The 25749-nt window shown below is 69.4% G+C and carries 27 protein-coding genes and 1 pseudogene; 12 read left to right on the top strand and 16 right to left on the bottom strand.

Annotation, left to right across the window (positions count from 1 at the left end; all coding sequences use genetic code 11):
* Positions 1-35: 35 nt before the first annotated feature.
* From ACIRQ9_RS36030 to ACIRQ9_RS36000, 7 genes are read right to left on the bottom strand one after another with little or no spacing between them, the layout of a single operon-like run.
* Positions 36-359 (bottom strand): SpdD protein, encoded by a 324-nt coding sequence (locus ACIRQ9_RS36030; protein ID WP_404183525.1) that lies wholly within the window; start codon positions 357-359, stop codon positions 36-38.
* Between the two features lie 20 nt (positions 360-379).
* Entirely contained in the window at positions 380-562 is a 183-nt protein-coding gene (locus ACIRQ9_RS36025) for a mobile element transfer protein (RefSeq protein WP_316772938.1), read from the bottom strand.
* Between the two features lie 19 nt (positions 563-581).
* Positions 582-1244, bottom strand: a complete 663-nt coding sequence (locus ACIRQ9_RS36020; RefSeq protein ID WP_404183522.1) for a DUF2637 domain-containing protein — start codon at positions 1242-1244, stop codon at positions 582-584.
* Positions 1245-1261: 17 nt separating this feature from the next.
* Entirely contained in the window at positions 1262-2104 is an 843-nt protein-coding gene (locus tag ACIRQ9_RS36015; RefSeq protein ID WP_404183519.1) for a hypothetical protein, read from the bottom strand.
* A 13-nt stretch (positions 2105-2117) separates the two neighbouring features.
* Positions 2118-2318 carry a hypothetical protein gene (locus ACIRQ9_RS36010; protein WP_404183516.1) on the bottom strand — a complete coding sequence of 67 codons (201 nt, stop codon included), beginning with the start codon at positions 2316-2318 and terminating at the stop codon, positions 2118-2120.
* Positions 2319-2374: 56 nt separating this feature from the next.
* On the bottom strand, positions 2375-3721 hold the full coding sequence (locus tag ACIRQ9_RS36005) for an FtsK/SpoIIIE domain-containing protein (RefSeq protein WP_404183513.1): 1347 nt from the start codon (positions 3719-3721) through the stop codon (positions 2375-2377).
* 2 nt (positions 3722-3723) lie between these two features.
* On the bottom strand, positions 3724-4053 hold the full coding sequence (locus tag ACIRQ9_RS36000; protein WP_352220804.1) for a hypothetical protein: 330 nt from the start codon (positions 4051-4053) through the stop codon (positions 3724-3726).
* A gap of 191 nt (positions 4054-4244) precedes the next feature.
* Here ACIRQ9_RS36000 and ACIRQ9_RS35995 point away from each other — a divergent pair, with 191 nt between their 5' ends.
* From ACIRQ9_RS35995 to ACIRQ9_RS35985, 3 genes are all read left to right on the top strand, one after another.
* Positions 4245-4565 (top strand): putative quinol monooxygenase, encoded by a 321-nt coding sequence (locus tag ACIRQ9_RS35995; RefSeq protein ID WP_404183510.1) that lies wholly within the window; start codon positions 4245-4247, stop codon positions 4563-4565.
* Complete coding sequence (locus ACIRQ9_RS35990) at positions 4562-5797, top strand: helix-turn-helix domain-containing protein (RefSeq protein ID WP_404183507.1); 1236 nt, start codon at positions 4562-4564, stop codon at positions 5795-5797. Before ACIRQ9_RS35995 ends, ACIRQ9_RS35990 begins: the two co-directional genes overlap by 4 nt.
* Before the next feature lie 186 nt (positions 5798-5983).
* On the top strand, positions 5984-6397 hold the full coding sequence (locus ACIRQ9_RS35985) for a hypothetical protein (RefSeq protein ID WP_404183504.1): 414 nt from the start codon (positions 5984-5986) through the stop codon (positions 6395-6397).
* A 226-nt stretch (positions 6398-6623) separates the two neighbouring features.
* On the opposite strand, the gene ACIRQ9_RS35980 is transcribed toward ACIRQ9_RS35985, so the two are convergent.
* The 3 genes and pseudogenes from ACIRQ9_RS35980 to ACIRQ9_RS35970 form a co-directional block, all read right to left on the bottom strand.
* Positions 6624-7775, bottom strand: coding sequence for a Druantia anti-phage system protein DruA (locus ACIRQ9_RS35980; protein ID WP_404183501.1), 1152 nt, complete (start codon positions 7773-7775; stop codon positions 6624-6626).
* A 98-nt stretch (positions 7776-7873) separates the two neighbouring features.
* Positions 7874-9652: an ATP-binding protein gene (locus ACIRQ9_RS35975; protein ID WP_404183498.1), complete on the bottom strand. Its 1779-nt coding sequence runs from the start codon at positions 9650-9652 to the stop codon at positions 7874-7876.
* 1597 nt (positions 9653-11249) lie between these two features.
* A pseudogene (locus ACIRQ9_RS35970) lies at positions 11250-11563 on the bottom strand (site-specific integrase); the annotation flags it as partial.
* 159 nt (positions 11564-11722) lie between these two features.
* On the opposite strand from ACIRQ9_RS35970, the gene ACIRQ9_RS35965 reads away from it, so the two are divergent.
* On the top strand, positions 11723-12385 hold the full coding sequence (locus tag ACIRQ9_RS35965; RefSeq protein WP_404183495.1) for a Type 1 glutamine amidotransferase-like domain-containing protein: 663 nt from the start codon (positions 11723-11725) through the stop codon (positions 12383-12385).
* 499 nt (positions 12386-12884) lie between these two features.
* Here ACIRQ9_RS35965 and ACIRQ9_RS35960 read toward each other — a convergent pair whose 3' ends face one another.
* From ACIRQ9_RS35960 to ACIRQ9_RS35945, 4 genes are read right to left on the bottom strand one after another with little or no spacing between them, the layout of a single operon-like run.
* Positions 12885-13628 (bottom strand): 2OG-Fe(II) oxygenase, encoded by a 744-nt coding sequence (locus ACIRQ9_RS35960; protein ID WP_404183493.1) that lies wholly within the window; start codon positions 13626-13628, stop codon positions 12885-12887.
* A complete protein-coding gene (locus tag ACIRQ9_RS35955) occupies positions 13625-14341 on the bottom strand; it encodes a methylated-DNA--[protein]-cysteine S-methyltransferase (protein WP_404183491.1) in 717 nt (238 codons plus the stop codon). The genes ACIRQ9_RS35960 and ACIRQ9_RS35955 overlap by 4 nt, the downstream gene beginning before the upstream one ends.
* On the bottom strand, positions 14338-14829 hold the full coding sequence (locus ACIRQ9_RS35950; protein WP_404183488.1) for an RNA polymerase sigma factor: 492 nt from the start codon (positions 14827-14829) through the stop codon (positions 14338-14340). The genes ACIRQ9_RS35955 and ACIRQ9_RS35950 overlap by 4 nt, the downstream gene beginning before the upstream one ends.
* Positions 14830-14878: 49 nt before the next feature.
* Positions 14879-15394, bottom strand: a complete 516-nt coding sequence (locus ACIRQ9_RS35945) for a methylated-DNA--[protein]-cysteine S-methyltransferase (protein WP_404183485.1) — start codon at positions 15392-15394, stop codon at positions 14879-14881.
* Positions 15395-15659: 265 nt separating this feature from the next.
* Between ACIRQ9_RS35945 and ACIRQ9_RS35940 the strand changes: the two genes are divergently transcribed.
* From ACIRQ9_RS35940 to ACIRQ9_RS35915, 6 genes are all read left to right on the top strand, one after another.
* Positions 15660-16853: an NAD(P)/FAD-dependent oxidoreductase gene (locus ACIRQ9_RS35940; RefSeq protein WP_404183482.1), complete on the top strand. Its 1194-nt coding sequence runs from the start codon at positions 15660-15662 to the stop codon at positions 16851-16853.
* Between the two features lie 10 nt (positions 16854-16863).
* Complete coding sequence (locus ACIRQ9_RS35935; protein WP_404183479.1) at positions 16864-17166, top strand: (2Fe-2S)-binding protein; 303 nt, start codon at positions 16864-16866, stop codon at positions 17164-17166.
* On the top strand, positions 17156-18607 hold the full coding sequence (locus tag ACIRQ9_RS35930) for an FAD-dependent oxidoreductase (protein WP_404183476.1): 1452 nt from the start codon (positions 17156-17158) through the stop codon (positions 18605-18607). The genes ACIRQ9_RS35935 and ACIRQ9_RS35930 overlap by 11 nt, the downstream gene beginning before the upstream one ends.
* Before the next feature lie 434 nt (positions 18608-19041).
* Entirely contained in the window at positions 19042-19947 is a 906-nt protein-coding gene (locus tag ACIRQ9_RS35925) for a dihydrodipicolinate synthase family protein (RefSeq protein ID WP_404183473.1), read from the top strand.
* Between the two features lie 70 nt (positions 19948-20017).
* The gene (locus tag ACIRQ9_RS35920; protein ID WP_404183470.1) at positions 20018-21019 is read left to right on the top strand and encodes a proline racemase family protein; all 1002 of its coding nucleotides are present in this window, start codon (positions 20018-20020) and stop codon (positions 21017-21019) included.
* 225 nt (positions 21020-21244) lie between these two features.
* Positions 21245-21934 (top strand): GntR family transcriptional regulator, encoded by a 690-nt coding sequence (locus ACIRQ9_RS35915; protein WP_404183650.1) that lies wholly within the window; start codon positions 21245-21247, stop codon positions 21932-21934.
* A 151-nt stretch (positions 21935-22085) separates the two neighbouring features.
* Here the strand turns inward: ACIRQ9_RS35915 and ACIRQ9_RS35910 are convergent, their stop codons facing one another.
* On the bottom strand, positions 22086-23084 hold the full coding sequence (locus ACIRQ9_RS35910) for a Ku protein (protein WP_404183467.1): 999 nt from the start codon (positions 23082-23084) through the stop codon (positions 22086-22088).
* 92 nt (positions 23085-23176) lie between these two features.
* Between ACIRQ9_RS35910 and ligD the strand changes: the two genes are divergently transcribed.
* Positions 23177-24058 (top strand): non-homologous end-joining DNA ligase, encoded by an 882-nt coding sequence (ligD, locus tag ACIRQ9_RS35905; protein WP_404183464.1) that lies wholly within the window; start codon positions 23177-23179, stop codon positions 24056-24058.
* A 35-nt stretch (positions 24059-24093) separates the two neighbouring features.
* On the opposite strand, the gene ACIRQ9_RS35900 is transcribed toward ligD, so the two are convergent.
* On the bottom strand, positions 24094-24897 hold the full coding sequence (locus ACIRQ9_RS35900; protein ID WP_404183461.1) for a nuclease-related domain-containing protein: 804 nt from the start codon (positions 24895-24897) through the stop codon (positions 24094-24096).
* Positions 24898-25073: 176 nt separating this feature from the next.
* On the opposite strand from ACIRQ9_RS35900, the gene ACIRQ9_RS35895 reads away from it, so the two are divergent.
* Positions 25074-25505, top strand: coding sequence for a protein phosphatase (locus ACIRQ9_RS35895; protein WP_404183647.1), 432 nt, complete (start codon positions 25074-25076; stop codon positions 25503-25505).
* Positions 25506-25749: the final 244 nt, after the last annotated feature.

Genomic DNA, 25749 nt, shown 5'->3' with positions numbered 1-25749 from the left:
CGGAAGTTTGGCGACCGAGGCCGCTCCGGGGGCCGTTAGCGCTGGTTGTTGAGGTCCTTGAGCAGTGACTTGAGGACCACCGCGACCAGGGCCACCGAGACGGCGGTGATGGCGACGGCGAGGAGCATGGAGACCAGGACCGCGCCGACGACCAGGGCCACAGCGCCACCGCCGGCCGCGAGGGCGAGCGTGGAGCCGGGGGTGAGCTGGATGGTCGGCTTGGCCGGCACCGGGGCCGGGGCCATCTGCGCGACCGGGGCCGAGGCGGGAGCGGCCGGGACGACGGGCGCCGAGGCCGTGGTCTGAGGCACCGCGGGGGCCGGAGCGGTGTCCGGGGTCGGGTACTTCGGGGTGAACATCAGTGGATCTCCCTTCCGGGTCAGGTGCACTTGTGGGTGCGGGCGGTGAGTTCGGCGGCAGACCGGTCGAAGTGCTCGGTCGAGAAACCGCACTTGGGGGCGGTGCAGGCGGCGATGTGCTTGGTCTGGCCACGGCCGTTGTTGAACGTGGCGACCTTGACCGGCCCGATGCGGATCACGTCGTAGAAGCGGTTCGGGCGCACGGTGGAACCTCCCTTGTTGTCAGGCAAGTTGGGTGACGATGGCGAGTGCGAGGTCTTCCGGGAGACCGAGGCGGGCGCGCAGGGTGGCCGCGTCGATGTCGGCTCCCGTGCGGGCGCGGTGGTCGGTGGCGACCTTCCGGGCGTGGTCGATCAGCGCCGGAGGCACGCTGGGAGCGGCCTTCGGCAGGGCCGGGACGGGCTCCGCCTCGGGGATCTCCGGAGCCGGTTCGGGTGTCTCGGGGCGGTCGACCGCGACCACCGCACGCGGCGCCGGGACCTGCTCAGGCTCAGAGTCCAGGCCAGGTGCCGGGTCGGAAGTGTGGTCGGTGTGCTGGTGGGCGAGGAGGGTGCCGCCGAGGAAAGCGACCGCGGGCCAGCCGGCGATGCCGAGGCGGAGCAGGGCTGGCGGGTGTTCCATGTCGAGGAAGCCCGCGGTGGCGATGTTCGCGCCCAGGGATGCGACCAGGGCGACCAGGAACCAGCACCAGGCCAGCCGGGACCGGTGAGCGCGCAGCCGGCGCCACGCGGCGACGAGCAGCAGGTCGACGGAGACCGGGTAGGCCCAGGCCTTCCAGCCGGTCTGTCCGGCGGCTTGGGCGAGGTCGTGCAGGTGGGCGAAGGACAACGCCCCCGCGATCACAGCCTGAATCAGTACCGCGTCCGGACGGATCGAGGACTTCATGTCTTCACCTCCTTCGTTCAGAACAGGGGCAGTTGGGCGTGTGAAGCGGCAGGGCATGCAGCCGCGGGAGCGGTGAGGCTCATGGCTGGCGCGGTGGTCCGTGCCTTGTCGAGGACCCGCGTACGCCAGTCGAGGGCGTAGTCGATGCAGTTCGCGCAGTTCTTGTGCGTGTGGCCGGGCATGGCGGGGCGGCGGCGGGCGTGGGAGCTCCAGGCGGCGGAGTCCGACGAGGCGAGGAGGTGACCCACCTTGGCCAGGCCCAGGGTCTTGAAGCCGAAGCCGTGCAGCTTGAAGCCGTGCGCGGCCATGGCGGTGACGATCTCAGCGCCCTTGAGAGTTGACTGGAGCCGGCACACCGAGCCGAGCCCCACGACCGGTTCGGCCCGCAGATCAACGCCAGCCCGCTCGTACAGCTCTACGCACCGCTCGTACGCCGGCACGGTGTCGCCCTGAAGAACAGGAGCGATCCGCAGGTCAGGTGCGAGGGAGCGCAGTTCGAGGAAGTTCGCCACGGTGCGGCGCTGGTGCTCTTGCACGTTCAGGTGGGTGCCGACGAACACGGTCTTGCCGACCTGACCGCCGTGGATGATGAGGTCTTCGCACATCCAGTCCTGCGGGGCCGCCCAGTCATAGGGGCCGACGTGCTCCCAGATGCGACGCAGATCATCCACGTACTGCCGCGGGGTGCGGGTCCACTGGCCGTGACGCTGGAGTTCGGTGAACCCGCCGGAGTCGACCGCGTACGGACCGAGCGCCGGGTAGAGCTTGACGGCGGCTGCGAAGTGCTCGGACTTCAAGAACAGCGGCACGTCGGTGAGCTTGATCCAGTGCCGTTTGTGGGTGGTCAGGTAGAACCGCATCGCGGGAGCTCCCTCACTTCGCTGAAGGCGGGGCATAGCCGGAGCCGAAGCAGTTCAGGCACAGGCCCGTCTGCTTGCCGACCGTGCGGCGCTTTCGGCCGACCTGGACCGTGCGGGAGACCTCACCCGTGCCCTTGCACACCGAGCAGGCGGCGGGCTTCGGCTCCGGCGTCTTCGTCCTGGCCACGAGCGGTCTCCTTCCGGATTTGGGCATGGAGCGGGTAGGGACCTGGCGCGTGACGGTCGCGCCGACCGGAGTGCAAGCGGGGATTATTCGGTGGCCGGCAGGGCTTCCACGAGCGGGGGGTGCGCCGGCATCGGCGGAATGACGATCTGCTCGACCGGCCGGAACGCCGCCAAGAACGGCAGGTCCGGGGTCATGTGCGCGAAGTCCCGGCAGACCTGGGCGGCATCGGTCGGCGTGATCTCGGGGGTGCGGATACGGGACCAGTAGCCCGACGCGTCACCGGCCACCGCGACACCGGGGCGATCGGCCCGGATCCCGGTCACAGAGACCACGGCGTCCGGAGCGATGTCGCCCAGGCCCATTTCCGCGGTCTGCTTGTCGTTGACGCGGTGGACGACACGGCCGGTCAACTGGGCGCGCAGGGCGGTGGCGCCCCTGCCGAGGTCGGAGCCGAACCGCTGCCCACAGACCTCCAGGTAGATGCCGATCGCACGGGCCATCTGACCCAGGCGGACCAGCTGCATGACGGTGTGGTCGCGGTCGGCTTCCTCCTTCTTGGAAGTCACCAAGAACAGCTCCGCCACTTCATCGATCAGTACCACCAGCGGAGCGGGCCGGACCTTGTCCGGGAGCTCCCACAAGTCGGAGGCACCATAGAGGGCGAGCAGGTCGAAGCGGTCTTCCATCTCCTGCACGAGCACGTCCACCAGGAGGCCCGCGGTCTGCCGGTCAGTGGCCAGCGCCGACAACCTTGGGGCGTAGCGGGACTGCTCGACACCGCGCTTGCAGTCGATCCCGACGAGGCCGACCGGAAGTTGGGCCAGGCCTTTGATGAGGTTGCGCTGGTACATGGACTTGCCGGACTGGTTCGCGCCCAGGGTCAGGCTATGCGGCATCTGCCGGTAGTCCCGCGCGAAGACCGTGCCGTCCTCCCACAGGGCGACCGGGACGACCAGGTCCCGCGGGCGGGCGGTGCGCGGCAGGCGGACCCGGTTGAGCACGTCGTAGCCGGTCATGCGCAGCTCGACATAGCCGGGCTTGGTCTCGGAGACGGCGACGGAGTGCACGCCCCAGGCGTGACGCAGACGTTCGGTCGCGGCGGCAATGTCCGCGGGCTCCAGGCCGGCGGGAAGCCGCAGGGTGACCCGCAGACCGGTCGGCGTCGGACGGACCCGGCGGACCTTCGGGGGTGCCGGCCGCACCTCGGCATGAGTGAGGTTGCGTTTGACGAAGGCACGGAACCCCGAGGGCCGGACCGTCAGCCCGCACACCTCCATCGTGTCCCGGTAGGTCCAGGTGAACCGGGTCCAGGTGACCGGCAGACCGACCAGCGACCAGTACACGCGAGGAGCGCGGACCTTCGCGTAGCCGAGTCCGCTGGCACCTGCGGCTAAGCCGCCAAGCTCCAGCCAGGGAGTGACGTCGGTCATGGTCAGACCCCGGCCGTGAGCGCGACCGCGCGGAACGAGATCCCGTGCCGCTTCTCGCCGTTGAACGTGTTCTCCCAGTCACGGGCCTTCAGCCCGACGACCCGCACCGGCATGCCCGGCACCAGACCCTCGGGCAGGCCCGTCTCCGGCACGGTCACCTGGTAGAGGTTGCCCTCACCCTCGTCCGAGACCAGCAGACCCACGGTCGACAGACTCGCGTTCGTCTCCCGGTCCACGGCCCGCTCACCGGTCTTCTTGTTCACCATCTTGGGTTCCGGCGCGGTCGCCACGAACACCACCGCGGTCGAAAGGTCGATCTTGAAGGACGGCATTATGGAGTCTCCCCTAGTGGGATGAGCCCCGGGCTGCGTTGTGATCTTGGCGGATGGCACGTAGCCCGGGGCGCCTTTGTGTCCTGACACCAACGAAGCTACTCGCAGAAAAACTGCGAGTCAACAGAAAAGCTGCGACTAGCAGTGAAAGTCTGCCTCTGCGAGACTGGGTGCGACGAGAAGGAGGAGAAATGGCAAACTTTGGGCTTTTTGTTCGCTTCACTCTTCGCGAGGGTGCCGGTGAGGCGTTCGACGCGCTGATCCGAGAGACCGCAGCAGGCATCGAGGCTCACGAGCCCGGCACGCTGGTCTACGCCTGCCATCAGGTCGAGGGCGCACCGAACGAGCGGATCTTCTTTGAGCTGTACGCAGACCACGCCGCATTCGAGGAGCACGAGCGCCAGCCGCACACACGCCACTTCCTCACCGAGCGCACCAAGTACGTCGAGAAGACCGAGGTTGACCGACTCCAGCCGTACGCCGGCAAGTACCCCACCGGAGCCGAGGCGTGACAGGCCCCGATACCAAGGCACTTGGTCAGCGAGTCAAGGAGCTCCGCCGCGCCGCAGGCATGTCGCAGAGCGACCTTGCCACGGCGATGACGCGCTCTGAGAGCTGGGTTTCGCAGGTCGAAAGAGGCGTGCAGCCTGTTGAACGGCTGTCGATCCTTCAAGCTCTCGCCGATGCACTGCACGTGTCCGTACGCGAACTGCGTCTAGACGCGGCACCGCCTGATGAGGTTGAGCCGGAAGGGATCACCCAGAGCAATGACCTCGACGGACTCCGCGTAGCCCTCACAGGTCACCCAGCCCTGGGCAGCCTCTTCGAACAGCCCCCGAGCGAACCCATGCCCACTCTTGCCGACTTCCGCCGGCTGGCGGATGAGGCGTGGACGCTTACGCACGCGTCGAGCTACGGAGCACTGAGCGATCATCTCGCTCGACTGCTCCCCAGCATCGAGGCAGCTGTACGCCACGCGCCCGCAGGTGATCGTGCTGAACTCCACTCGCTCCGCGCGAAGCTGTACCAGGCGGCAGCGGCCAGCTTTACCCGGCAGGACCAGGCCGACGCGGCCTGGGTTGCGGCGGACCGTGCACTACAGGCGGCGGAGCTTGCGGGGCAACCGCTTGAGGTTGTTGCCAGCCTCTTCCGCATGGCGCATGCCTTTATGCGGCAGCAGCACATGGACCAGGCTGAGCAGGCAGCCAAGTCCGCCGTAGCCGTCATGGAACCCAGGGCGGATGCCCCATCGTGCCCACCAGAGGAGTTGTCGCTGTTGGGTGCCATGAACCTGGTTCTCGCCGTGATCAATGCGAGGGAGGGCAACCGGGGAGGGACGCACGAGCGCATTGATCGAGCGCGAGCGATCGCAGCGCGGTTGGGTGAGGACCGCAACGACTTCGACACTGAGTTCGGACCGACGAACGTCGAAATTCACGCGGTGAGCACGGCTGTTGAATTGGGGGACGCGGGGCTTGCTCTGGACGTGGCCCAACAGGTTGACCCGTCAGGTCTCTCACCGGAGCGACAGTCACGTTTCCTTCTTGACGTGGCGCGAGCGCACGCGCAGCGGCGACACGTCGGTGAGGCCACAGCCGCACTCTTGGAATCCGAGGCTTTGGCACCCGAGCAGATCCACGATCACCACCTGGCGCGCGAAGTCATCCGCGATTTGGTGCAGCTCTCCGAGCCTCGTGTTCCTGAGTCTCTGCGCGGCCTGGCCGAGCGGAGCGCGATCAGCTAGCGGATCTTGTTACAGGTTTCTCTACCTCATCAAGGCCCGCGCACGGCGCGGGCGCGCGCCGCCTCGTCGGCGGGGCCGCCGCCCTGTCTTCGCCAGCGGCGGCCCCGCCCGGCGGCGCGCTGCGTCCACGGGCAGGGGCGAGAAAGGATCTTCCGCGTACGGACGGGGCACGCCAGGATGAGCCTCATGGAGGACACCGTGCGCGCAGCGTTCCGTCTCACTTTCACCGACTACCACGAGGACCCAGACGACCCTGACGTGCTTCGCCGAGCAGTCACCATCCAAGCCGACCGGATCACTTTCGACGACGGTAATCTGAACCTTTGGCTCGCAGGTACCCACGTCGGAGACTTTCCGCTGGACACTATCGAATCTGTCTGCCCTCATGGCGACGCGGGCAGGAAGCGAGAGTCGCCGGAAGAACTGCGTGCTCGCTACCCGCGGATGGGGCACCCATGGGCGCCAGAGGACGACGCACAGCTCCTTGCTCTCTACCAGCAAGGAGACCGTGACTTCGACACCCTCGGGGAGCAGTTCGGCCGGCAGCCAAGCGCCATCCGGTCGCGGCTGGCCAAGCTCGGCCTAGACAGTCTGGCGTGAAGAGTGCCAAGGCCCAAACGTCTGTGGCTGGGGCGGTCGGCTCCGCGGCTTTAGGCAGCCACTTTGGCGCGAGCCTCGAAGATCATGGCCCCAACGTCGTGCTTTACCGGGCAGGTCCACAGACTGCCCGACGCGCCGGAAGCTTACGGGGCCATGATCACTCGCGCCAAAGCAGCTCCCGCCCAAAGCCGCTCCGCCGACCTGTTGGATCGCTGCGGCATGGACCTCAGAAAAGTCGCATAGCCACAGACCTCGGCGGCAGGAACGGTGAGATACGCATTTCCTCCCGGGACCAATCCCGGAATTCAGGACGTCGCTCGGCACGCGGAATGGCCCAACGGCTCCTATAGTATTCGGCAATCTCGCCAAGCGGGAAAGAAAAGGGCGTGAACTGATCCGTCTCCTGCCGAAGAAAGGCCCTCCACCCGACCCCGAGAGGGGCCAGGTAAACCTCACGTTTAATCCCGTGCCGCAAGAGATCCCCGGAAAGTCCCAGCTTCACTAGGGCGGTGCGGATGGTGCGCATCTTCCAGTTGGGCCCTTGACCATACGAATTGCCACGGAAGTTGTCATCATCCTCAATCAATGACACGAGGTCACTGAAAAGCTCTTCGGAGAACTGAAAGTGACCGAAGCCTTCCGTGAATCCAACGGGCTGGAAAATTCGACGATCGTGAAGTTTAATACGGTTATACACACTCGATCGACCGAGAGCCGACGTAGTGGTAATAAGGACCGGGCGGGAGTCCTTTTCCTTCCCCAAGATATGGGTCACTTTCCCGCTATATTTCGTCTCGAGAAAGGAGGTTACTTCGTCCGATACCGTACAGAGAGCAGCAAGTTTACCGGCGATAAGCTGCCTGTATGGCTCAACTGCACCGAGAACGAACGCGTCGAACACGTTATAGAGACGCTCTTGTCGGTCGCTTGGGGTCCAGTCGATCATGTTGTCGCGCACGCGCAAATTGAAGACCGGGTCCCCTAGCGCGAAGATTCCGATCAGTTTTCCATTAGAACCGTCGGTGATGATGAATCGCGTGCGACGCCCGTAGCCCTGAGATACCGGCACGCTCCAGTGCAAACTGGCGAACCGGAAGAGGGCCGCCTCCTCCTCTGTAGCTACGGGGCGTACTTCCGGCTGAATTCTCCCCGGATCCACTTCCTTGCCATCTGCAAAGAAGGGAAGTAGGCGATCCTCCCATGCGTCAACAAATGAGGACGCCTTTTCAAGCACTTGTCGGCGTTGCGTCTCATGCAAAGCGCGAGTGACCTCTTTGGTGTCGCCAGCAGGACGGACCAGCAAGCCTCCTTGCAGTTCGAACCCTGACGCCATCAACTCCTTAACAAGGCGCAAGCGCAGGTCACTCGCTTGAGACACGTGCTCGTCCTCCTATACGTGTGCGGGGAGCCCAGCACCATACCGGGCTCCCCGCACCCATGTGCGCGGCCAGCGGAGCTAGCCCCTCACACCTTCCGTCACTCCATCATCTCACCCGGCATCTCGCTCTCCTCCGGGTACTCCCTGTCGGGGTCGACCTGGTCCTGAGCCAGGGTGAGCAACACGTTGAGCCGGTTCGACCACTCGATACGCTCGGAGACGTAGGTAGCTCGGACAGCTGTCGGTGCGTCCAACTCGCACTGGCCGATCGCGAAGAGCAGCAGTTCCAGACCCGTGCGCAGCTGCCGGCCCTCGACGCCGGGCACACCAGAGTACACGTCGGTGAAGAAGCGATGAGCCTTGTTAAGGAGCAGCACCATCTGCCCCCCACGCTGCTCGACTCGGAAGAACGGCCCCCCGGTGATCGACTCCGTCTCCACCTTGAAAGGCTTGGAGGCAATCTCCTCGTTCTTCTTCTTTTCGATTACTTTGGGATCAATGCCGGTCGCTTCGGCGATCCTGTCGACTTCCTTCTGGAGGTTGACCTCTGCCTCTCGCTCAACCTCTTCCGGTGCCGGCCTCCGCCGCACGATCGCTTCGGCTTCCTCCATGACCCGTTCCGAAGGTCGAGGAATCTCGGGGCTCGCTTCGAGAGTTGCGCTAACGTCTCCGTCGTCCTCACGCCGCCGTCGCCGGAGGTCTTCCAGAATTCGAAGGAACCCGGCCTCTTTCAGCCTGTCCCAAATGCGATCGGAAATGGTGATCTGCTGCTTCGACGTCGTGACCCCGAACTCCTCATCGAGTTCCGCCGGGAAGTCGAGCTCCAAACCGATGAGCCGGTCATAGTTGACGAAGGTGGTCAGCGGGTTGCGGACGATGACGTCCAACTGCCGACCGTTACGGCAGACAACGATACCGTGGTTTTCCTTGCGGATGGCCAACCTAGGGTTGGCGTTTCGTCCTTGCGCCGTCCGAGTCTTATCGATGGAGAAGAACGTGGGCGGCATGTAAGAGATCCGCAGCTTGACGACGTGTTCCTTCTTGCCGTCGCCGCTCTTCACCTTGATGGGCAACTCAGGCAGCGCTTCCGCTCGCTCATGGTCAAGGTCAAAGTAGCGCGCTCCAGGCGTGACGAAGAGCGGGTCGAGCGATTCAACCTTCTTACCGTTAACGGTGATGGCCGTTTGGCGGAGGAAGCCCCTGTACACGAGGCCAAAATGCTCAAGGAGCTTGGTCTCGAGCACCTTCGTTGTCTTCCAGGTGAGCCTGTCAAGCTTTTCCCACACAACGACTGTGCTCACCCCGTCAACGCCGCCAGGGAAGTTTTTGTTGGCGTAATCGACGACCCACTTGGGGAGTTCCTGCACCTCGGGCTGAGGAACTACGACACGGTTGGTCTTGAGATCGATGTATTTGCCGAGGCCGATTTCCTCTGTATCCATGGTCACCGCATGGAACGGACCAGACTCCGTGCGGGAGTACACGGTGAACCTCTTGCCCTGGCTAACCGACGCGCTCGGCAGTCCGTAGCCGTAGCGTCCGAAGAGATTCCGACTGCCCTCCCGATCCGTGCCACCCCACACTACGGCCGCCCGAATCATCTTTTTCACCATGCCATAACCATCGTCAAGGATGGCGATGGACTCGGGCTTGGCGTCGCTTTTTCCGTAACCAAAAGCGACATGGACGTTCTGAGCACCCGCCTCGACCGAGTTATCGATAAGTTCGTCGAGCGCCGTCCCGCAGCTCTTATAGCCGAGGTCTCGAATCGACCTGACGAACGCGTCAGCGACTGTCAGGCCGAAGTCGAATCCCTCCTTCTCCACCTTGTTGATGTAAGCCTCCTGACGCGCAATGACCGTAGATTTTTTGCTCATCAGACATCCCACTTTCTGCAGCCACTTTTGGGCCGCACTGTTTTCGAATGTTTGGGCGCGCATCAAGCGCGGTGGGTGTGAGATCGTTACACGGCTTCTATTAGCCGAGAAGCTCTAGTCCCCTTGGACGGGGTGAGCTAGATAGTTACTGTTGGCTTGAGGTCCCGCTTAAAGAGACCAAATACCCAGAGAGATCGCCACAAATGGGGGCGAAACAGAAGACGACATGAAAAACCCTCCCGGATGTAAACACAGGAGGTCGACTCACGTCAGGGACTGTCGTCTCAGCTTCTGCAGCCACGTTTGGACCGCGTTGGAGGACGACCTCCGTCTAGTGCAGACGACTGTAGCACAACAGCGCAACGCCAAGTGCCGCCCGTCACATGGGCAGTTGGGAGTCAAGGGCGGGATGGGCTTGACCTGCACTTTTGGATCACCGCGAAGTTCCCGCATCAGCAGGAGGCTTGATGAAACAGTGCGCTTGGACGCTGTAGCCGGCGCGATCACCCGGGGACCGGACTGTGGGGCAGACCATGTCCTATCCCTCCACGCCCCCTCCCCCATCCCCCATTCACTCAACACCGCAAGCAGGTGCGTTTGTTGAGCGTCGGGCCGCACACACTCCGACGCCCCGCAGGTCGCCCCCACGGTGATCGTTTTTGGCTCCGTGCCACGTTCGCCGAGGCGGCCGGTTCGTATCGGAGGTGCTGCGGTTCTCATCGCCTGCCTCGGCCTGATCTCTGACATCGCATGTAGCCAGCGAATTGAGCCAGAGCGAGTAACGCTTGTTAGGATTCGGAGCCCGGCCGCGCGCGAGATCTCTCCGAGCGACTAACACAGGACACATGTCCGGAAAGGTGGTCCAGTGCCCTCCTCGCCTCGCAAGATCAAGGCAGCCGATGCCACAGCGGCAGTAGATCTTATTACGGAGAAAGCAATCGGACGAGAAGTCGCCAGTTTCGAAGTCTTCGGCATTAACAGCCTCAAGACCCTCGAAGACCCGACCCAAATGTCCTCACAGGTTCTGAGGGAGGTTGAACTCAGTGAGGACCGGATCTCGCTCACATTCGATACAAGTCGAGTCGAAATCGACCTTCAGCGAGCAGGATCAGTGGTTTGGTCTGACGAGCAATCCTCGGTCGACGAGACGACCGTCTCGCGGCGACCCACTGGGCGGTTGGTCTTCTGTGGGTCGGGCGTTCTTTCATTCGAGGAACCAGCCAAGACCAAGCGTATTGGATTTTGGATCAAGTCATTGACTCAGTGAGCCTGCCTCCCACCGAGGTAGTCGCTGGAGGGATCACTGATCACCAGACGGTGACACCGGTACCGGCTGAGCCTGGTGCCGTGGACTGTGCGTGGACAGAGTGAGGCTAGGGGCTCCAAGTCAGCGCGCTGAACTGGGAGAACCTGCGCAGGACGAGCGGCCTCCGGGGCCATGTCCGCAGAACGCGGCAGGTAAGGCGTCAGAGTGCTGTCACCTCGCTCACTGACAAGGCGGTGACATGATCTAGGTCATCACCAGCGTGGTAGCCGCAGGCGGTGATGTGTTCTGGACCCTCCTGACCCCAGCCGGCGATAACCCACCGGGCGGCTCGCGGTCGTCATGGGTCTCCCCCGAGTCGGTCCACTGCTTGCCGACCGACGGACGAGTCCGATGGAGCAGCGCCGATCCCCAACCCTGTGCGGGGAGGTTCAGGTCCGTCTCGACGAGGCCGACCGCTTCAGCCGGCCGGAGACCGCCGAAGTACATCGCGGCGAACAGACCCACCAGGCGCCGACCACGGGCCGCCGGTAGCCGCCCACGTACGAGACGGCCGCCAAGAGATTCCGAGCCTGCTCAGGGTTCGCGACGACGCGAGGGTCGACCTGGTCGGAGACCTTCGGCTTCTGCCAGCGGACAGCGGTGATCGCTGTCAGGTCGAGCAGTCGAGCCCGGCGACCTGAGGGGCCTGAGGGGCCTGAAGGGCCTGAAGGGCCTCTGAAGAGGTTGCCCGGACTGCGATGAGTTCCGGCACAGTCCCAGGTCTTCAGGTACATCCACCTTCCGCGCGCGAATTCGGAGGCACCGTGAAGCTGTTGCTCACGTCAGGCGGCGTCACGAACCCCAGCATCCATTCGGCGCTCGTGCAGCTTCTCGGTAAGCCGATCGCCGAGTGCCACGCCCTCTGCGTCCCGACAGCACAGTGGGGTCACCCGATGTGCGGTCCGACATCGGTGCGGGGCTTCGCAGCCGCCGAGCCCATGTGGCAGCACTTGTCCGGCCTGGGCTGGGCGTCGCTCGGTGTCCTCGAGCTCACCGCACTGCCCACCATCGGCGCCGAGCGATACGTCCCCTGGATCCGGGAGGCCGACGTGCTCCTGGTCGACGGCGGCGACGCGACCTATCTGTGCCACTGGATGCGGGAGTCCGGGCTGGCCGATCTCCTGCCTTCGCTGCCCGACACGGTCTGGGTGGGAGTGAGTGCCGGAAGCATGGTGATGACGCCCCGGATCGGAGCGCACTTCGTCGAGTGGCCGTCCGCACCGGACGACCGCACCCTGGGAGTCGTCGACTTCTCGATCTTCCCGCACCTGGACGCTTTCCCGCGGAACACCCTGGCTGACGCGGAGCGGTGGGCCGCCGACATCGGCGTCCCGGCCTACGCCATCGACGAACAGACGGCCATCAAGGTCGTCGACGGCTCCGTGGAGGTGGTCTCCGAAGGGCAATGGACGACGTTCGGGGCATAGCCGCCCGGCATTCGAGACGTCGCATCGTTCCGCGAGACCCCCGTAACGCACCGCGACCCCCATGACCGGAACCCCCGCGGCGACCTCCATCACCGCGTGATACCGCTGCTCGACCCCGCTCAACTCCACCAGCACGGCCCGGCCCTCCCTGCACCCGCCTGTCAGACGCGCACAGCCAGGCCCAGGCAAGCGGTGTCAAGCACCAGGTGCAGCCACAACGTCAAGCACTCGGCTGCGCTCGGGGCGCCGCTCCTGCCGTCGGCCCGCTCCGCCCCACTGCGCCGACGCCCGCCCATACATGGACAGGGCCGGAGGCCATACGGCTAGCACCCGACATCTGCGGCCCGGGTCAGGGACGATGCTTCCGGCGGGGGGTCGGCCGGCACCGGGTGGGAGGGGGCGCGGTTCCCGGCCGCGGGCACATCGTGGCGGGCGTGGTGGGCTCCCATCCCGTCCACCCTCGTCCCAGGCAGAGCCGAGCAGACGCGGCCCGTGGCGGTCATGCGGCGTCGTGGAAGACGAGGGCGAGGGTGTGGCGTACGCCGGAGCGGATGGCGGAGACGCCGTGCCGGACCGGTGCGGCGGACCATCCGCGGGTGGACCTGACGGGCCGGTCGCGGGTGGTGAAGAGGTAGCCGTGGCCGTGCGGCAGCAGGGTGGCGGTGCCCCGGGACTGGGCGCGCGGGCGCTGTTCCAGCAGCAGGAACTCGCCGCCCGTGTGATCCACTCCGGGCTCGTTGAGGTTGATCACGACCTGAAGCGGGAACACGAGGTCGCCGTACAGGTCGCGGTGCAGGGCGTTCCAGTCCTTCTCGCCGTAGTGGAGCAGAATCGCCGAGGGCTTGGTCTGGCCGGCGTCGTGGCACATCCGCAGCCACTCGTCGAGTGTGTCGGGCCACGGCGCGGGCCTGCCGAGCCTGGTCCACCAGTCGCGGGCGATGGGCAGCAGCCGTGGGTACAGGGCCTGCTTGAGGCGTTCGACCGGTTCCGGGTACGGCGTGTCGAAGTAGCGGTACCGGCCCTCGCCGAAGCGGTGGCGGGCCATGTCGACCGTGCTGCGGAACGGGCCGTCCTGCTCGTACAGGCTCCGGAGTTCCACGGTCTCCTCCGGGGTCAGGAGTGGTGGCAGCAGGGCGCCGCCGTACTCGTCGACCTCCGCGGTGATCGCCTTCCAGTCGGCGGACTCGACCCGGTCGTACCAGCGGTCCGTGCTGCTTGTCGCGGGCGTCTTCCCGGTGTTCATGCCGTCGCCTCCAGGTTCAGCAGCGCGGTCTTGGCCTCGAGTCCGCCGATGTAACCGCCGGGTGTGCCGTCGGTGCGCAGGACGCGGTGGCACGGGACGACGATCGGCAGCGGGTTGGTCGCGCAGGCGGTGCCGACCGCGCGCACCGCCTTGGGGTTGCCGACCAGCTCGGCCATGTCCCGGTAGCTGCGGGTCTGGCCGTATCCGATCTCGGGCAGGCGGGTCTGTACGAGGCGGCGGAAGCCGCGGGACAGGGACAGGTCCAGCGTCAGGTCGAACGTCTGGCGGTGGCCGCCGAAGTACTCGTCGATCTCACGTGCCGCCCGGTCCAGGCGGCCGGGGACGCGCAGGATGCGCGGGCTGAGCTTCTGGCCGAGGGTCTCCAGGACCCGGTCGTGGTCCTCCCTGGCGTACGCCACGCGGACCAGGCCCCGCGGGGTGGCGGCCAGCAGCAGCGTGCCGACCGGCGAGTCGACGGTGGTGTAGGCGACGTCCACGAGGTCGGCGCGCTCGGCCGCCCGCTCCAGACGGCGGTGGAGGCGGCCGAGGGTGTCGTCGTCCACGGGCGTCGACAGCAGTGTGGTCATGTCCTCGTGGTCGCCGACAGTACGGACGGCTCCTTCGGGGCGGGTGACGTCCTCGGGACGGGTGACGTCCTCGGGACGGGTGACGTCCTCAGGGCTACGGCCGTCGGCGGCGTGAACGGCGTTCATGATGACGCTCCTTTCGTGATCGCGGCCGGATAGTTCTTCCTGAGATTCCCGAGGCCGTCCGCGGCGGCTCTGCGGGCCGCGTCGGTGGTGCCGCCGAGGATCTCCGCGATCTCGGCGTACGCGAGTCCCGCCACGTAGCGGTAGGCGACGGCCTGGCGCTGTTTGGCCGGGAGCCCCTTCACCGCGGTCCACAGGTCGGCGTCCGCGGCGTCCGGGATGCCCTGTCCGGTCGGCTCCTCCGGGACCTCGTCGACCGGCAGCGGGTTCCTCTTTCCGGCGCGCAGCACGTCGATCGCCTTGCGGTGAGCGATCGTCACGAGCCAGGCCTCGACGTTCGCCGTCTCCGGCAGGCCGGGATAGGCGCGCAGCGCGGAGAGGAAGGTCTCCGACCACGCGTCGTCCGCGTCGTGCGGGCCTAGGACGACCCGGCAGACGCGCAGCACGGTCGCCCCGTGGCGCGCGACCACCTTCTCGAACGGTTCTTTCATGTCCATCCCATTGAAGACGTGCGGGTGGTGGCGGGCGCGCGGTCTCCGGTCAGAACAGTCGTCCGGCGCCTGCCGCCGACGGCTCTTCGAGTTCCAGCAGCGCCCGCTTGTGCTCCAGCCCGCCCGCGTATCCGGTGAGGGATCCGTCGGCGCCGACGACGCGGTGGCACGGTACGAGGATGCACAGCGGGTTCGCGCCCACGGCCTGTCCGACGCGTTGCGCGAGGGCGCGGTCGCCGAGCTGCTCGGCGATACGGCCGTAGGTGGTCGTGTCGCCGCGCTGGACGCTCTTCACGATCTCCCACACCGCGAGCTGGAACGAGTCGCCCTCGGCGGCGAGCGGCAGGTCGAACCGCCTGCGCTGTCCCGCCAGGTAGTCGCCCAGCTGACGGGCCGCCTCCTTCAGCAGCGGGTCCGTCGCGTCGGTCACCTCGGGGCCGAGCGTCTCCCGGGCGGGGCGGCGGGCGTGCCGCCTGAAGTACACGCCGGTGATCGTCCCGCCCTTGGCGACGAGCGTGATCGGCCCGAGGCGGGTCTCGATCACGAGGTGTCGCGTGCCGCTCATGGCGCGTCTCCCTTCTCCTGTCCCCCGTCGTCTGGCGTCTGACGACTTCTGACCGGTAGACGCGTGCGGCCCGTGGAACGTGAGATCCGCGGCCGTACTTCCTGGAGCGCCTGTCGCAGGCATCGCCTCGACTTCATGGAGCACTTTCGCACTTTCCGAGGGGATCGCCTCCCGTCCGCGCCCGGGGCCGCCGCGACGGCCGGCGTCGTCGTCCCATGCGTCCGGCGCCATTCCCCAGGAGTGGGGTATGTGACATAGTACTGACGTGAGCAAGCGACTGACCTGCGATGTCGTGGTCGTCGGCGCCGGGATGGTGGGGGCCGCCTGTGCTCTGTACGCGGCACGGGCCGGTCTCGACGTGGTGGTCGTGGACCGCGGACCGGTGGCCGGCGGGACCACCGGAGCCGGCGAGGGGAACCTCCTCGTCTCCGACAAGGCGCCCGGGCCGGAGCTGGATCTCGCCCTGCTGTCCGGGCGGCTGTGGGCCGAACTGGCCGAGGAGTTCGGGACGGCCGTCGAGTACGAGGCCAAGGGCGGGCTGGTCGTCGCCTCCACGGCGGACGGGCTCGCCGGACTCGAACGGTTCGCCGACGCGCAGCGCGCCTCCGGCGTCCTCGCCACCCCCGTCCGCGCCGACGAGCTGTACGGCCTCGAACCCCGGCTCGCCCCCGGTCTGCCCGGCGGCGTGCACTATCCGCAGGACGCCCAGGTGATGCCCGCCCTGGCCGCCGCCCGGCTGCTGCGCGCCTCGGGTGCCCGGGTCCTCACCGGCCGTACGGTGACCGCCGTTCCGCGCGCCGCGGACGGCGCGGTGCGGGGAGTCCGTACCGACCGGGGCGACATCGACGCGCCCGCGGTCGTCAACGCGGCCGGCACCTGGGGTGCCGCCATCGCCGCGCTGGCCGGCACCCGCCTTCCGGTCCTCCCGCGCCGGGGCTTCGTCCTCGTCACCGAGCCGCTGCCGCGCCTGATCCGCCACAAGGTGTACGCCGCCGACTACGTGGCCGACGTGGCCAGCGACTCGGCCGCCCTGCAGACCTCGCCGGTCGTGGAGGGCACGGCCGCGGGCCCGGTGCTGATCGGCGCGAGCCGCGAACGGACCGGATTCGACCGGACGTTCTCCCTGCCGGTCGTACGGGCGCTGGCGGCGGGCGCGACACGGCTGTTCCCGTTCCTCGCGGACGTCCGTGCCACCCGCGCCTACCTCGGCTTCCGCCCGTACCTGCCGGACCATCTGCCCGCCATCGGCCCCGACCCGCGCGTTCCCGGCCTGCACCACGCCTGCGGCCACGAGGGCGCCGGCATCGGACTCGCCACCGGCACGGGCCACCTGATCGTCACGGCGCTGACCCGCAAGGACCCTTACGAGGAGCGGGAGTTCGCGGCCTTCCGTCCGGACCGCTTCGCCTCCGACGACACCGGCCGCCGTGCCGCACCAGGACCCCGACCAGCCGACTAGAGGAGACCGCGTGCGATCACCCCTGGAACTCGCCGACGCCCAGCCGGGCCCGGCGTTCACGGTCACCCTAGACGGGCGTGAGATCTCGGCCTGGCCCGGCCAGACCGTCGCCGCCGCGCTCTGGGCGGCCGGGGTCACCTCCTGGCGCACCACCCGCGGCGAGGGGCGCCCCCGCGGTGTCTTCTGCGGCATCGGTGTCTGCTTCGACTGCCTGGTGACCCTCAACGACCGGCCGAACCAGCGGGCTTGCCTGGTGCCCCTGCGGCCCGGGGACGCGATCCGCACCCAGGAGGGCACGGGCCATGGCGGCTGACCGGCCACGGCTGGCCGTGATCGGCGCCGGCCCGGCCGGGCTCGCCGCCGCGATCGCCGCCGCCCGCGACGGGATCCGGGTCACGCTCGTCGACGCGGCGACGGAGGCCGGCGGCCAGTTCTACCGGCGGCCCGCCGGCGAGTTGCGCGCCCGGCGGCCGCAGGCGCTGCACCACCGGTGGCGGACCTGGGTACGGCTCCGGGACGCCCTGCGGGCTCAGGTACGGGCCGGAACCGTGGCACACCTGATGGATCATCATGTCTGGCTGGTGGAACGGCTGGACGACGGTTTCGCCGTGCACGCGCTGCTCGGGCCGGCCCAGGAGGAGGGCGTCTCCGTGCGCGCCGACGGCGTCCTGCTGGCCACCGGCGGCTACGAGCGGGTGCTGCCCTTCCCTGGCTGGACCCTCCCCGGAGTCGTCACCGCGGGCGGCGCGCAGGCCATGCTCAAGGGCTCCCTGGTGGTGGCCGGACGCACCGCCGTCGTGGCCGGCACCGGCCCGTTGCTGCTGCCCGTCGCGACCGGCCTAGCCGCGGCCGGCGTCGAGGTGGCCGCGCTGGTCGAGTCGGCCGCTCCGGGAAGGGCGCTGCGCCAGGCGCGCGCGCTGGCCGTCCGGCCCGGCAAGGTCGCCGAGGCCGCGCGGTACGGCGCCGGGTTGCTGCGGCACCGGGTGCGCACGCTCGTCCGGCACACCGTCGTCGAGGCGCACGGCACCGAGCGGGTGGAGGCGGTCACCGTGGCCGCTCTGGACGGCGCCGGGCGGGTCAGGCCCGGTACCGGGCGCCGGATCGCCTGCGACACCCTGGCCGTCGGCCACGGCATGCTCCCGCACACGGACCTCGCCGAGACGCTGGGCTGCGCCCTCGACGGTACGGCGGTCCGTGTCGACGGCGAGCAGCGCACCGACGTGCCCGGTGTCTGGGCGGCGGGCGAGACCACCGGCATCGGCGGCGCCGCCCTCTCGCTCGCCGAGGGCCATGTGGCAGGCCGGTCGGCCGCGGCCCGGCTGCGCGGCGCCGAACCGGATCCGCGGGCCTGGGCCGCGGCCGCGCGGAGCCGGGACCGGTCACGGGAGTTCTTCGCCGCGCTCGACACCGTCTGCCGCCCGCCCGCGCACTGGACCGAACTGGTCACCGACGACACCGTGGTCTGCCGGTGCGAGGAGGTGACCGCGGGCGCGGTCCGGGAGGCGGTCGGAGAACTCGGCGCCGGTGACGTGCGGACGGTGAAGCTGCTGACGCGGGCCGGGATGGGCTGGTGTCAGGGGCGGGTGTGCGGGCCCGCGGTCGCCGGGCTCGCCGGGTGCGAACCCACGCCCTTCCGACGGCCGTTCGCCAGACCGGTGCCTCTCGGGGTGCTGGCCGCCACCGGGGAACCTCCCGCCCCCGCCGTCCCCGAACCTCCCGCCGGCGGAAGCCGGGACCCGGACGACGACGGTTGAGGCCGCGCCGCCCCCGGCCGTCCCGTCGGCCTCCGCCGCCTCCGCCGTCCCCGAACCTCCCGCCGCCGGAGGCCGGGACCCGGACTACGACGGTTGAGGCCGCGCCGTCCCCCGCCGTCCCCCGCCGTCCCCCGGCGTCCCGCCGTCCTGCCCTTCCGCGTCGTCCCGTCGCCCGCGCCGCGCACGACCAACGGATGCGGGATGGGGGACGCGGGACGCGGGACAACCCCGGAGCGGACCCCACCCCGACTCCACCGCGATCCCACCCCGACTCCACCGCGATCTCACCCCGACCCCGACCCCGCCCGCACCCCCCGCCCGCACCCCCGAACCCGCCCCCTCCGCATCCCGGCCGCCCATGCAATGTCACACCGCATCCACGGCGTCCACCGCATCCACCCTCGATCCGCCTCGACGAAGAAAAGGAACCCCCGATGACCGCCCCGCAGCACACCGGCACCCGGCCCTGGCACGGCGTCCTCGTCGCCACCGCCCTCCCCCTCCGCGCCGACCTGTCCGTGGACCACGACCGGTACGCCGAGCACTGCGCCTGGCTGGTGGCGAACGGCTGCGACGGCGTCGTACCGAACGGCTCGCTCGGCGAGTACCAGACGCTCACCGCCGAGGAGCGCACCCGGGTCGTGGAGACGGCCGTGGCCGCCGTCGGCGGGGAGCGGGTGATGCCCGGTGTCGCGGCCTACGGCTCGGCCGAGGCCCGCCGCTGGGCCGCGCAGGCCCGTGACGCCGGCTGCGCGGCCGTCATGCTGCTGCCGCCCAACGCCTACCGCGCCGACGAGCGTTCGGTGCTCGCCCACTACGCCGAGGTCGCGCAGGCGGGCGTCCCGGTCGTCGCGTACAACAACCCCGTCGACACCAAGGTCGACCTGGTGCCGGAGTTGCTCGCCCGGCTGCACGGCGAGGGGTACGTCCACGCCGTCAAGGAGTTCTCCGGCGACGTCCGCCGCGCCTACCGCATCGCCGAACTCGCACCGGATCTGGACCTGTTGATCGGCGCCGACGACGTCCTCCTGGAGCTGGCGATCGCCGGGGCCAAGGGCTGGGTGGCCGGCTACCCCAACGCGTTGCCGCGTGCGTGCGTCGCGTTGTACCGGGCGGCGGTCGACGGCGACCTCGCGACCGCCAAGAAGCTGTACGAGCAGCTGCACCCGCTGCTGCGCTGGGACTCCCGGGTGGAGTTCGTGCAGGCCATCAAGGCGTCGATGGACATCGTCGGGCGATGGGGCGGCCCCGTCCGGCCACCGCGGGTGCCGCTGCTGCCCGGGCAGGAGGCCGCCGTCCGCGCCGCCACCGAACGGGCCGTGGCCGCCGGGCTCGCGTGACCGACCGACCCGGCAGACCACGCGACCACGCCGATCCGGCCGACCAGGCCGACCCACCAGGAGCATCGTCATGCGCAGCACACTCGTCCTGCACGCCGTCGACTCGCACACCGAGGGCATGCCCACCCGCGTGATCACCGGCGGGATCGGCACGCTGCCCGGCGCGACCATGAACGAGAGGCGGCTCTACTTCCGTGAACACCGCGACGAAATCAAGCAGTTGCTGATGAACGAGCCGCGCGGGCACGCGGCGATGAGCGGCGCGGTGCTGCAGCCGCCGACCCGGCCGGACTGCGACTGGGGAGTCGTCTACATCGAGGTCTCCGGCTATCTGCCGATGTGCGGGCACGGCACGATCGGCGTGGCCACCGTGCTGGTGGAGACCGGCATGGTCGAGATCGTCGAACCGGTCACCACGATCCGGCTGGACACCCCGGCGGGTCTCGTCGTCGCCGAGGTGGCGGTGGAGAACGGTGCGGCCCGGCACGTCACCCTCGCCAACGTGCCGTCCTTCGCCGTGGACCTCGACCGCGAGATCACCCTCACCGACGGGCGGACGGTGACGTACGACCTGGCGTACGGCGGCAACTTCTACGCCATCCTGCCGCTGGACGCGTTCGGCCTGCCCTTCGACCGGTCCCGCAAGGAGGACATCCTCCGGGCCGGCCTCTCCCTGATGGAGGCGATCAACGCGAAGGAGGAGCCGGTCCATCCGGAGGACCCGTCCATCCGCGGCTGCCACCACGTCCATCTCGTCGCGCCCGGCGCCACCGCCCGGCACTCCCGGCACGCGATGGCCATCCATCCCGGCTGGTTCGACCGCTCCCCGTGCGGCACCGGTACGAGTGCGCGCATGGCCCAGCTGCACGCGCGCGGCGAACTCCCCCTCCACACCGAGTTCGTGAACGAGTCCTTCATCGGGACCCGGTTCACCGGCCGGCTCCTCGGCACCACGGAGGTCGCCGGCCGCCCCGCCGTCCTGCCGAGCTTCACCGGGCGCGCGTGGATCACCGGCACCGCCCAGTACCTGCTCGACCCGACCGACCCGTTCCCGACCGGCTTCGTCCTCTGAACCCGGTTCGCACCGCGAAAGGGGACGGGGAGCGGGGCGTGGCCGGGAACCGGGGTGGGCGGGACAGGCCCGGCGGTGCGGTCCGGACGGGTGCTCGCGCGGGGGATACTGGTGGTGCGTGACATTGCACAGAGCGCCGAGAAGTCGCCCGTGCGCTCTCCCGCGCCGCGGACCCGCCGCACGCGGCGTCCGAGGAGGCCGCCCGTGCCGTACGAGGAGACCCCCATGCCCGCCGCCCCGCGCCGCTCGTCCGCCGCCGTACCGGCGCTGCCGACCCTCGGCGGCAAGAAGAGCAGCTACCGGGAGCGGGTCGCCGACGCCCTGCGGGCCGCGCTGATCGCCGGTGAGCTGCGGCCCGGCGAGGTGTACTCCGCGCCGACGCTCGCCGCCCGCTTCGGCGTCTCGGCGACGCCGGTGCGCGAGGCCATGCTGGACCTGGTCAAGGAGGGCCTGGTCGACACCGTCCCGAACAAGGGGTTCCGGGTCACGGACGTCTCCGAGAAGCAGCTGGACGAGTACACCCACGTCCGCGCGCTCGTCGAGATCCCGACCGTGGCGGAGCTGGCCAGGACCGCCGACCCGGTCTCGCTGGAGGCGCTGCGCCCGGCCGCCCGGGAGATCGTCCAGGCGGCCGTCGCCGGTGACCTGGTCGGCTACGTCGACGCCGACACCCGCTTCCACCTCGGCCTGCTGGCGCTCGCGGGCAACGCCCACCTCGTCGAGGTGGTCGGGGACCTGCGGGGGCGCTCCCGGCTGTACGGCCTCACCGCGCTGCTGGAGGCGGGCCGCCTGCTGGCCTCCGCCGAGGAGCACCTGGAACTGCTGGACGCGCTCGTGGCCCGCGACGAGGAGGCGGTACGCGAGGTCATGACCCGCCACATCGGACACGTCCGCGGCCTCTGGGCCGCCCAGTAGGCCGAAGCCCGCGGGGACGGCGGCGGCTCCGGTCGACTCCCTGCGCCTGCTCCCTGTGCCTGCTCCTTGTGCCTGCTCCCTGCGGCGGCCGCGCGGACGTGTCAGTTGACGGACGTGTCACCCAGCGGGCGCGTGTCACGCGACGAACGCGTCACGCCGTGCGTTTGCGGGGCGCGGTCTTGCGCGCGGTCGTCTTCTTCGCGGCCCCCTTGGTGGTCTCCGCCGTCTTCTTCGCGGCCGTCTTCCGCGTCGCGCCCGTCTTTCCGGCCGCCGCGGTCTTCTTGGCCGCCGTCTTCTTCGCCGGTGCCTTCTTCGCCGTCGCCGTCTTCTTGGCGGCAGCCCGCCGCGGCATCGGTGTGACCTCGGCGTCCTCGCCCCGGGACTCCTTCGCCGCGCGGACGCTCTTCTCCAGGGCCGCCATCAGGTCCAGGACCTTGCCGCCCCTCGCGGGTTCGGGGGTCTCCGGCGGGGCCTCGCCGGCCGCCTTCGCGGCGATGACCTCCTCCAGGGCCGTCCGGTACTCGTCGTGCAGGTCCGCCAGGTCGACCTCGCCGAGGGTGTCCATCAGGGCGTCCGCGAGGTCCAGCTCCTTGTCGCGGACGGTGACGTCGACGTCGGGGGCGACGCCCTCCGGGGCGCGGACCTCGTCCGGCCAGAGCAGGCCGTGCATGGCGATGGCGTCGCCGACCACCCGGAGCATGCCGAGCCGCTCCCGGCCGCGCAGCGCGTACTTCGCGATGGCCACCTTGTGGCTGCGCTTGAGGGCCTCGCGCAGCAGAGTGTAGGGCTTGGCTGCCGGCGCGCCGCTCGCCGCGAGGTAGTAGGCCGCGTCCATCTGGAGCGGGTCGATCCGGTCGGCCGGGACGAAGGCCACGATCTCGATCGTGCGGGCGGTGGGGATGGGCAGGTGGGACAGGTCGTCGTCGGTGATCGGGATGATCGTGCCGTCGGCGTCCTCGTACCCCTTGCCGATCTCGGACTGGGTGACCTCGCGGTCCTCCAGCTCGCAGAACTTCCGGTACCGGATCCGGCCGTTGTCCTCGGAGTGGACCTGCCGGAAGGAGATCGAGTGGCTCTCCGTGGCGTTCACCAGCTTGATCGGGATGCTGACGAGCCCGAAGGAGATCGCGCCGTTCCAAATGGATCGCACCTGCGGGTTCCTTCCGTCCGGCGGCCGTACGGGACCTTCGCTCGTCCGAGGACCTTCGCCTACGTGAGCGATATGTATGAGATTGTCATCGTATGACGCCGATCACAGAGGTGGACGGGCGGAAGGTCGCGCTCAGCAATCTGGAGAAGGTGCTGTATCCCGCGACCGGGTTCACCAAGGGCGAGCTGCTGCACTACTACGCGACGGTCGCCGACGTCATGCTGCCGCATCTGCGCGGCCGGCCGGTGTCCTTCCTGCGCTATCCGGACGGGCCGGACGGTCAGGTCTTCTTCACGAAGAACGTGCCGCCGGGTACGCCCGAGTGGGTCACGACCGCCGAGGTCCGGCGGTCGGACGGGGCGGCCCGGATGGTGCTGGTGCAGGACCTGGCGAGCCTGATGTGGGCGGCGAACCTGGTCGCCGAGTTCCATACGCACCAGTGGCGGGCGGACGCGCCGGAGGAGGCGGACCGGATCGTCCTCGATCTGGATCCCGGGGCGCCGGCGACGGTGGTGGAGTGCTGCGAGGTCGCGCTGTGGCTGCGGGACCGGCTGGCCGCGGACGGGATCGAGGCGTACGCGAAGACGGCCGGGTCGAAGGGGCTGCATCTGCTGGCGGGGGTGCGGGGGGCGTCGAGCGAGCGGGTCAGCGAGTACGCCAAGGAGCTGGCCGTGGCCGCGGAACGGGCGCTGCCGGAGCTGGTGGTGCACCGGATGACGCGGAGTCTGCGGCCGGGGAAGGTGTTCGTGGACTGGAGCCAGAACGCGGGGCGCAAGACGACGGCGACGCCGTACACCGCGCGGGCGCGCCGGGAACCGGCCGTCTCCACGCCCGTGACCTGGGAGGAGGTCGCAGGGTGCCGGCGCGCGGCGGACCTCGTGTTCCGGGCCGGGGACATCGCGGCCCGCGTCGAGCGTCACGGCGACCTGCTGGCGCCGCTGCTGGATCCGGAGCGCGCGGCCTCACTGCCGTGAGGACGAGGCCCCGCCGAAGAGGGGCGGGCCGGTGTTCACAGCCTGGCCCACGTGTTCCGGTCCCGGGCCATCGCGTGCAGGGCCTCGACGTCCGTCGGCTTCAGGACCCCGCCCAGCCGGGACAGGTCCTGGAGGTCGTGGTCGCGGAGGACGCGGACCTCGCGGGGCGGGGCCGTGAACCTGACGTCCGCCGGGTCGGTCAGCGCCAGCACCGGACGGACCTCGGCCGTCAGCGCGTACGAGGCCCGGTCGGCGGCCGTCCGCAGGACGCGCAGCAGCGGCCGGGGATCGCGGCGGCCCAGCGTGACCATCGGGTCGGCGATCAGGACCCGCTGCCTGCGGGCGTGGAGCGCGTGCACGCAGAAGAGGCCGCCGGGGCCGATCAGCAGGTGGTGCAGGCGGTCGCCGCCGGGCAGCGGGACGGAGTGCAGGACGTGCCAGCCGACGCCGTCCAGTCGGTCGAGGGCGTCGCCGACGGTCTGCTCGGCGGCCAGGGCGCGGCGGCGCGGGTCGGGGCGCAGCCGGTGGGCCGGACCGGGGTCCCGGTCGAGGGCGATCAGCAGCGCCTCGCCGGGGCGGTTGGGCGCGAGGTCGTCGTCGGGGTGCAGGCTCAGGCGCGCGAGTTCGGCGGGCGTCGGCACGGAGGGCGGGCCGACCGTGACCGGGCCGGTCAGGAACGGCCGCAGGGTTTCGAGCACGTCGTCCCGGCGGTCCTCGCTGAGCAGGTTGACCCGGCCCGCCTCCCGGTCGTACCAGGCGACGTTCCGTCCGTCCGGGCGGCAGACGTACAGCCGCTCCCGGCCGTGGCGCCAGGTCGGCACGACGCGCAGTCCGCTCATTGCGACATCACCCCTCGACCATGGGAACAGGCGGGGTGCTCCGCGGGCAAGAACCCCGCTACCTTTGACGAGGGGTTGGCGCGCGGAGCGGGGAGGCGCCGGTGCGGTCACGCGGTGGGCGGTACGACGTCCCGGTCCCGGACAGCCCGTGGAGCGAAGTACTGCCGGGGCTGTGGATGGGCGGTCACGAGTTCCGGGGGCCCGGCGGGGAGCCGGAGCCCGTCGTCGTACGGGACGAGTTCGATCTGGTGCAGAGTCTGCTGCGGCTGCCCGGGCACGGTCCGGACGCCGGGGTGGAGCACCAGGTGTGGCCGATTCCCGACGGGCCGCTGGACGGGACCCAGCTGGCGGGTGTGATGCGGCTCGCCACGGCGGCCAGTGAGGCCCTGGACGCGGGGCGGTCGGTGCTGGTGCGCTGCTACAGCGGGTACAACCGGTCGGGGCTGGTGGTCGCCCAGGCGCTGGTGCACCGGGGGCGCACGGCCGAGGAGGCGATAGGGCTGGTCCGGGACCGGCGTTCGCCCTGGGCCCTGCACAACGAGCTGTTCGTCGCCTACCTGCGCGCCGGGCTGTCGACCGCGCGGTTGCTGGAGGAGCTGGCCGAGTAGCCTCTCCCCTGCACCGGCCGCCCGGTCACAAAAAGGACTTCCATACGAATCTGCGAATAAGGTGTACGGGGCCTCGGTCCCCGCAAATCCCCCAACCGCCCAGGAGCAGCGTGCCCACCCGTCGTCCCTTGCGTACCGCCGTCGCCGCGGCCGCCGGCGCCCAGCAGGGGGCCGGCGGCCCCGGGGGCGGCGGCGCCGGCCGACTCCAGGAGGCCGGAGCCACCCCCCCCCCGCACACCCCCCA

The organism is Streptomyces sp. NPDC101237 (assembly GCF_044767465.1).
Taxonomy (GTDB): Bacteria; Actinomycetota; Actinomycetes; order Streptomycetales; family Streptomycetaceae; genus Streptomyces; species Streptomyces gramineus.
This window is presented reverse-complemented; position numbering and strand designations above follow the sequence as displayed.